The sequence below is a fragment of the Achromobacter sp. Marseille-Q0513 genome, assembly GCF_018195695.1.
Classification (GTDB): Bacteria; Pseudomonadota; Gammaproteobacteria; order Burkholderiales; family Burkholderiaceae_B; genus Achromobacter.
The window spans coordinates 1-7344 of sequence record NZ_JAGTJY010000248.1 but is presented as its reverse complement, the minus strand read 5'-3'; the positions used below and the strand labels follow the sequence as shown (position 1 = coordinate 7344).

Here is a 7344-nt window from a genome sequence, read left to right as displayed (position 1 = left end):
GTGGCGGACACGCCGATGCTCAATTGCAGGCTGCGGCGGCGGCTGAGCAACTGGTCGTTCAGCCCGGTCATGCTCTGCATGCTGATGTCAGTGGCGGCCAACTGATCGGCGATGGTTTGCAGCGTCGCGTCCGGCTGCCGCGCCAAATCCCGCGCGAGCTGGTTGCGCAGGTTGTCCGCCGACGCCGCCGACAGGATGGACAGGCCTTGGTACAGATGCGTGCCCGACGCGGGATCGCGCGAATCGAAGTCGATGCTGGCGGGGTCGATGTGGATGCCGTCCGCCCCGGGCTGATAGGCGATGGCGCCCGGCGCGTTGGGGTCCAGCAGGTAGTTGGCCGTGAAATAGCGGGGTGGATAATCCACGGCCGCGCCGGCCTGGGCGGTGGCCAGCAGCGGGTGATAGTGGCCCTGCCACAGCACTGCCAGCGAGCACCATGGATTGGCGCCGGGCCAGGCGCCCACGCCCACGGCCGATGGCGGCAGGCCCTGCGCGCTGGCGTAGTAGCGGGCCGCGCCGCTCTCGGTCCAGGCCGTCAGGTCGGCCGCCAGCGCGGCCGGGGCCAGGCCGCTGGCGCGCGCGCCGATTACGGTGCATAGCAAGGCCGCCTCCAGCACCAGCGCGCCGACGGCGGGGTCGGGCAGGCGGTTGGGCGCGGGCGGAGCCAGCGGCGCGTAGCTGGCGGCGCGCAGCGTGGTGGACGGACCGATCGATACGGTGTCCAGCACCGCGTCGGCCAGCCGGCACGGCAGATAGCCCGAGGGATGGTAGCGGCCGTCGCCGCCATAGCGCAGCGCCGGCGCGGCGGCGTCGCCGGCCAGCAGCAGCACCGGCTCGGCCGGACCGCGATAGCTGGGGGCCGGCGCCGTGGTCAGCGTCAGCTCGCTGCCCAGCAAGGCGCGCACGGCGGCGGCTTGCGCGGCGACCGCGTCGTCGGCTTCACGTTGATGCCGGTCGATCGCGCCCTGCAAGGCGAACTGGCTGGAGAACGCGCTCAGCGCGGCCTGCTGGTTGCCGCTGTCCACGCTGAACAGCCGCAGCCAGGCGGAGAACAGCTGCCAGCGCGCCTGGCGCACCTGGACGGCGGAGGCATCGGCCGCCAATCGCAGCAGGTTGAGCTGGTTGAGCGCGTCGGCCAGCGGCAGGGGTAGGTCGATGGCCTCGGCGTCGTCGCGCGTCACCGTGTAGATCGTGCCGGCGTCCTGAGCGCTGAATTGCAGCGCGTGCAGCGTTTCCTCCAGCAGCGCCAACTGGCCCGGCGCGGGCGCGGACAGGCCGGGCAGCAGGCCAGTGGCATACAGCGTGAGCAGTTCCTCGTAGATGGGCGTGGCCGGGCTGTTCAGGCCTCGGAAGTAGGCGGCCAGCGCCTCGGCGGGATGATTGCCGATGGCGACGTCGCCATCGATGGGCGTGGGCGCGTCGTCGACATAGCGGGTGTGGGGATTCCAGACCAGGCCCTGGATCAGGCCGTTGTACAGCGAGCGGTCGGCCTTGGGATCGGCGCTGGCGCAGGTCCAACCCAGGGTCTGCTGCAATTGCGCCAGGGTAGGCGCGCCCCGCAGCGGATCCTGGGTCGGATCCGCGTACCAGCCGGTGACGGTGTACAGCAGCGCCACGCCGTCCGGGCCGGGATTCAGATCGGTCAGGTCGTCGTGGAAGCCGAATACGCCTCGGGAGTTCGGGTAGAAGGCGGCGAAGGCGATATCGCCGGTGGCCACGGCATGCAGGTCCGCGCCGGTCTGCGCGCGCAGGCCGCGCGCGGCGTTGGCCGCCGGGGCCGGGTCGCTCCAGCCGGCGTCGAACACTTGCGTGGCGCCCAGGAAGCGGAAGCCGCGTTGCGTGGGCTGGCCGTTGGCCGCGGCGACCGCCACGGGCACGGTGGGCGCATGGCCGGCGGCGGGCGGCGTGTCCGACAGCAGATCGCTCTGCACGATCCAGTGGCGGCTCGTCAGCGCGTCGGGCGCGATGCGGCTGACCAGCCAGCGGTTGGGCAGCGCCGGAAAGCGCAGCGCATCGCCTTGCGGCGCGCGGGTCAGGGCGTCCGGCATGGCCCAATGCAGGTGCACGCCCTGTTCCATGGGCCATAGCGGCGCCTGGCTCGGATCGCGGCTGACGTTCAGGCCCAGGAAGGCGGGACGGTCGCGGCTGACCTGGTTGCTGTAATCGGTGCTGCCGCCGGCGAAGGCGCGCGCGGGGCCGGCGGCGTCCAGCGTGCCGATGCAATAGGCCGTGAGGTCGACGGGAACGATCAGGGTGCTCATCGCAGGTACTCCACTTCAACGACGCCCTTGGTCATTTCGAGCGCGTACTCGGCCGAGGTGAAACCGCTGGGCAGCTTTTGCGAGAAATCCCGGGTCAGGCGCAGGCTGATGACGCCGGCCGAACCGGCCACGTCCAGCGTGCGGCCGTCGGCGCGCACGCTCAGGCAGGCGCGCGCGAACTTGCCACCCGGGTCGCAGGGGCTGACGAAGGGCTTGGGATTGCTCGTGTACTGCTGGCCCGGCGCCTGCCCGTCGGGGCCGCCGCTGACGGCGCGCAGCGTGGTGTAGAGAGCGTCGGGCATGCCTTCCACGCCATGATGCTGCTGTTCCGGCGGTTCGCGCAGGCACAGCGAGACCAGCTCGCCGTTGAACAGGCACAGCACCGTGTCGTCGGACAGGCGCGCGATGCGCAGGGCGGGCAGCGCCTGCTGCATCTTGGCGTCGGCGAAACCCAGGATGCGCAGCTTGGGCCAGCCGGCGATGGCCTGCGAGCGGATCAGGCAACCGGTGACCGGCGCCTGGCCGGCCCTGATGCCGGCGGCGTGCAGCGCGCGGCGCCGGTTGGCCGCGCGCAGGCCCATGCCCATGCGGGCCTGGGCGCGCAGCGACGGGGCATGGCGCGCCTCGATCGACTGCGGCGACACGCCGGCGCGGCCGATGCTGAAGGCGCCGTCGATCAGCGCGTCCATCCAGTTGCTGTCCAGCCAGAAAAAGCGGATGGACTCGGGCGGCAGCATGCGCTCGTCCGGCACCAGATAGCTGAACGGAATGCCCTGCAGCGTGGCCAGGTTGGAGAACCAGTCCGCCACCTCGTCGGGCAGCGGCGGCGGGCCGTCGCGCAGCAGGGCCGCGCGTTGCGACATGAAGCCCTGGAACAGGGGCGCGCCCTGCAGGCGCTGCGCCAGCAGCTGCTGTTCGGCCGCCATGGCCTGCTGCTGCGTGACCGAGCGCTTCCACGCATACAGCTGATTGGCCATGCCGGCGCTTTGCAGGGCCATCAGCTGTCCCAGCTGCCAGGCGGCGCCGTAGGACACATCGAACAGGCCCGTATAGGGGTTGTAGGCGTTGGCGGCGTCCGGACTGTTGTAGTAGGCGGCGGCGCTGGCGGCCGGCACCGGCAGCGGAGACAGCGGGCCGCGATAGAAGGAGACGGTCTTGCCGCCGTGGCGCAGGTGATGGTTCATCGGCACATAGCCCATCAGCAGGGCGTTGCGCATCAGCACGGCGGCATCGTCGGCGCTGGCCTGGCCGCTGGCTTGCGCGGCCATGGCGGCCGCGAGCCGGGCGGCGCTGGGCGGCGGCCCGCCCGCGGGCAGGCAGGGCGTGGTGACGCGCACGCCGTCGGGGCCGGGCGCGTTCAGGTTGCTGAGCAGCTGCGACAGCGTCTGGTCGAGGTTGTTGGCGGTGAAGGTCCAGCTGCGGTAGACCAGCAGGCGCACCTGTTTGACGCGGGAATCGATCAGCGGGCTGGCCTGGCCGCTGGCGGACGGCAGATAGTCGGCCATGCCCTCGAGCGACACCAGATAGGCGCGCGCCGCGCCATTGGAGGGCGCAGTGCGGTTGGCGACCACCACGGCGCTGCGAGCGCGGTCGGCGTCCGTGTCCGGTCCGTGCAGGGTGTCGACCTCGCGCACATGGGCCAGGTAGGCCAGGTCCGCGGCGGCGGGCGCGACCTGATTGAACAGGTCCACGGGCAGGTCGATCACGCTGCAGGCGTCGTCCGGGGTTTCGCCATAGCCCAGCACCGACAGCAGCGCCGCGCCGTAGGACAGCTTGGATGCCGGCAGGGTGCCCTGGCCCGTGGCGCTGGATCCGGTCACGGTGATCGCGGTGCCGACCGGCACCAGGTCCTTGGCGGTGGCGGCGATGGGCAGCGGCGCCGGCTGCTGGTCGCTGTTGTCGCACACCAGCACGGCCAGCCAGGGGGACTGCGGGTAGGTATGGGCCGAATGCGGCGTGTCCAGCCCGCGTTCCCAGGGCAGGGTGCAGCGCGTGAGCGTCACGTGCGGCAGCACGCCGTCGAATTCGCCGTTGGCCAGGTTGGGCGGGAACACCGCGTCGATCTCGGTGGCGGCCAGCGCGAAGCGCTCGCCCTGGACCACGAAGCTGCTGGCCGCGCTGAAGCTGCCTGGATCCTGGTTCGGCACCGTGTGCGTGGCGCGCAGGGTGTAGACGCCGTCGCGCAGCGGCGGGATGTCGTTCTGGATGAAGACGACCTGCTTGTCGAGCTGGCTTGCGGTGTAGGTGCTCATGGGCTCCGGTCCGGTTCGGTTCCTGTTGCGCGCTGCCGTCAGGCGGCGGCCTGCTCGCCCAGCAGCCTGAGGCGGGGCGCGGATTCCAGGTCGTTGGTGGCGGGGGTGGCCAGGCGCGCCCCGTTGACCTGTGTGTCCACGTTCACCCCCAGCGGCGCCAGCGCGGCCAGCAGCAGGCCGCGCTGGCGCGCGGCCGGCGCCGAGGCGATGGTGCCGGCCACGGTCTGGCCGGAGAAGTCGTCGCCGGCGGGCGGCTGTCCGGGGCTCCAGGCGAACGGCCGGATGTCATCGTCCAGCGTGTACAGCAGCGATTCCAGCGGCACCGGACACAGGGTGTCCGGCGGCGCCACGCAGGGACTGAGCGAGAGGCCGACCAGCGCATTGGCGAAGCTGGCGTCGGTCAGCGCGGTGCCGGGATCGACCTGCGGCACGCCATTGGCGTCGAGCTGCTTGACCTCCCACAGCGCCTTGGGCGCGTTCGACAGCATGCGCACGGCCTGCAGCGTCGAATCCTCCTCGGATTCCAGGCTCAGCGTCAGCGCGGGGTTGAAACTGCCCGACGCGATCCGCGCCGGGCCGACGCCGAAGCTGTTGTTCACCGGTATCGGCTTGCCGGAGGGATCGCAGGGCTGCTGCGCGTCCGGCGCCCAGCCCAGGTTCGCGAAACCGGCATGGTCGGGATTGGTGTCGAACGCGACGCTCTTGGCCGGGATGGTGGTCAGCACGCTGCATTGGAAGGTCTCGGCGCTGACCAGGTAGCAGGGGCCGTCGGCGGTATCGGGCAGGCGGCGCACCAGGCCGCCGGTCAGGTTGATCTGCACCACCGCGGGCTGGACGTCGTCGGCGCGCGGGGCGGACGCCGCGCCTTCCAGCCGGCCGCGCCGCGTCCTGCGCGCCATGGCCGGCGGCGCGTTGGACGGCAGCAGCTGCTGGACGAACTGCGACCAGGGAATCTTGGTGTCGCCCTGGCCGGCGTCGCCGAAGCTGATGGTGAAGGAGATGATGGACAGATCCACGCGGGCCTGGCCAGAGAAGGGCGGTCCCTTGAGCGTCAGCTCCACGCCGATGTGGATGGTGACGGAAATGCTGAACAGCCACAGGTCCACCGTGAAGGAAGCGCCCAGGTCGATGCCGCCGTTCACGTGGTAGTGGAACGGCTTGAAGGTCATCAGGAAATCGGCCCAGTAGGTGAACCAGGCGCGGATCGGGCCGCTGTCCCAGACCGCGCTGAGCTTGCCGCCGGCCATGATGACGTTGGGCGTGACGGCGAAGTACAGGCCGCCGGTGATGCTCAGCTCCGGAATCACCTGCCAGTTCAGCCCCAGCCGGGGCACCACCGGATAGTCCTTGGGCACGGTGAAGTTGGGGTTGTAGCCGCCCAGGCTCAGCACCGCCTCGCCGGCGCGCTCGCCCTTGAACCAGACGTAGAAGGCGAAGCCGCCGGTCAGCTTGCAGTCGCGCGACAGCACGTAGCTGTTGTCGGTCAGCTGGCCGGCCACGGCCACCAGTCCGCGCGCATACGAGAACGACACTTCCAGCGCGATCTGCACCTCGGCCACGGGCACCGGATCCTGCGGCGGCACGGTCACGGTGGACAGGCCCAGCAGGTCGATCTCCACGTCGGCGCCGACGCTGACGGTGAGCAGCGCGAAGGAGTCCACCAGCTCGAAGCTGGTGAAGCGCAGGCCGGCCGCCAGCCAGTAATCGCCCACGCTGGGCGCGACCACGCCCGACTGCGACAGCATGGTCAGCACCGCCTGGACCTGATCGCCGATGGGCTTGGACGGATCCATGGACGGCGTGCCGTCCCCCTGCGCCCACTGCACCAGCGGAAAGCTCGCCACGCCCGAGACATCGGGCACCAGCAGCTTGCGGTTGAAGCCCACGCCGGCCGCCACGCCGTTGACGAAGAACGCCGGCGGTCCGCCCAGCGGCGCGTTCAGCACGCCGTACAGGAAGAACGAGGGGTGATCCTGGTATTGGGCATAGCCCGCCAGCGCGGCCAGCGAGAACTGCGGCACCTTGACGCTGAGCGCGCCGGTGAAGTCCAGCGGATCCAGCGTGCCCAGCATGCCGCCCATGATGGACACCGGCCCCTGCTGGTAGCTGATCGCCAGCCCCTCGATGGTGAAGCCCAGGCGCGGCTGCTTGATCGGCGAACCCATGCCGATGCCGATCAGGTCGATTTCCAGGCCGCCGGCGGCCAGGCTCAGGTTGGACAGCACGTACAGGCTGCCCTGGTCGTAGGCGAAACCCACCTTCTGGATAGAGACCGGGCCGAACGACTTCTGCACGTTGACCCAGGTCACGGACGACGGCGCGGGCGACGCATAGGGCGCGTGCGCGCGCGCCAGGCCCTTCGTGTTCGCCGGGGCCGGCGGGCTGGTCAGCAGCATCGTGAACTGGCCCAGCTCGATCTGCGCGGCCATCGAGAAGCCCTTGGGCACGGCGTCGCCCTTGAGCTGGGCGGCGGGCTCGGGCAGCACGGGCTTGGGCGACAGGCTGTTGATCAGCGTGACATCGTCGGCGCTCAAGGCGGCGGAGGACACGATCAGCTTCAGGTTCTTCAGGCCGGCCTTGGCGTCCTGCGGCACGGCCTTGCCGATCAGCGGCAGGCTGGACAGCGGGAACTCCAGCGCGATGTCCATCGCGAACAGGAACTTCCGCTGGCCGTTCTCGCTGACGATGGCGATCATCGCGTCGGCCAGGTCGATCACCAGGCCGTCCGGCAGGCCGGCGGCCACGTCCGGCACGACGCTGGCCAGCAGCTTCTTGACGTCGATCTCGCCCGCTCCGTCGTGCGCCTGGTATTGCGCCAGCAGCACGGTGCG

General features: G+C 70.8%; 3 protein-coding genes. All 3 read right to left on the bottom strand.

From position 1 onward, the window contains the following. A partial coding sequence (locus KDH83_RS28480) for a hypothetical protein (RefSeq protein WP_212321949.1) occupies nucleotides 1-2261 on the bottom strand: 2261 nt, incomplete at its 3' end. Further along, complete coding sequence (locus KDH83_RS28475) at nucleotides 2258-4513, bottom strand: hypothetical protein (RefSeq protein ID WP_212321947.1); 2256 nt, start codon at nucleotides 4511-4513, stop codon at nucleotides 2258-2260. The genes KDH83_RS28475 and KDH83_RS28480, both read right to left, overlap by 4 nt. 38 nt (nucleotides 4514-4551) lie before the next feature. Next, on the bottom strand, nucleotides 4552-7344 hold a 2793-nt coding region (locus KDH83_RS28470; RefSeq protein WP_212321945.1), incomplete at its 5' end, for a DUF6603 domain-containing protein.

Excerpts from the sequence above, each read along its gene's own strand:
- KDH83_RS28475 (WP_212321947.1), bottom strand. The coding sequence starts at position 4,513 with ATGAGCACCTACACCGCAAGCCAGCTCGACAAGCAGGTCGTCTTCATC.